General features: G+C 72.5%; 1 protein-coding gene and 1 pseudogene. Both read right to left on the bottom strand.

Annotated elements, in window-relative coordinates; genetic code table 11:
* A partial coding sequence (locus N878_RS24960; protein WP_021446195.1) for a sugar phosphate isomerase/epimerase occupies positions 1 to 496 on the bottom strand: 496 nt, incomplete at its 3' end.
* A 12-nt stretch (positions 497 to 508) separates the two neighbouring features.
* A pseudogene (locus N878_RS29740) lies at positions 509 to 621 on the bottom strand (gfo/Idh/MocA family oxidoreductase); the annotation flags it as partial.

The raw sequence follows: 621 nt of genomic DNA, 5'->3' as shown, positions 1-621 counted from the left end.
CATCGACCAGCACACAGCCGTTGGCCCGGTCCGCCGCGGCGACGATGCGCGCCGCCTGGCGCAGGTCGCGGGCGTCGGTCCAGGGCATGAATTCCAGGTGCGGATGCAGGCCGTAGGGCGCGGAAAGGTCGCACAGGGCGGCGAAGTTGGCGGTCAGGCGCGCCTCGTCCGCATCGTTGCCGGCCACCAGCAACTCGCTGGCGCCCAGCTCGGCGCCGGCGGCGAGGATGGCCTCGAACTCGGCGACGCGGGTCTCGGGTTTCAGGCGCAGGATTTCCACGTCAAGCACGCGGATGCCGGTGTCGCGCAAGCGCTGACGGGTCTGCGCACGCAGCCCGGCGTCGGCCACCAGGGGGAAGTGCTGCTCCTCCGGCGTGGCCGGCACCAGGCGCAGGCCGACATGGCTGTAACCGGCGCGGGCGGCCACCTCGACCATCTGCGGCGGCGACAGTTCGAGCACGGTGAGGGCGGCCAGGGAGAAAATGCGTTGGCTCATGGACTCTACTCTTCAGACGATCTGCGGGGCGCAGGCGCGGCCGGATTCGGCGGCCTGGCGGATGGCTTCGACCAGCGCCAGGGTGCGCCCGGCGTCCTCGGCGCTGACCAGCGGCGCGGCCTGGC

Source organism: Pseudomonas sp. EGD-AK9, from assembly GCF_000465935.2.
Lineage (GTDB): Bacteria > Pseudomonadota > Gammaproteobacteria > Pseudomonadales > Pseudomonadaceae > Aquipseudomonas.
The sequence above is the reverse complement of the archived record's forward strand: the minus strand, read 5'-3'. Positions and strand labels throughout refer to the sequence as shown.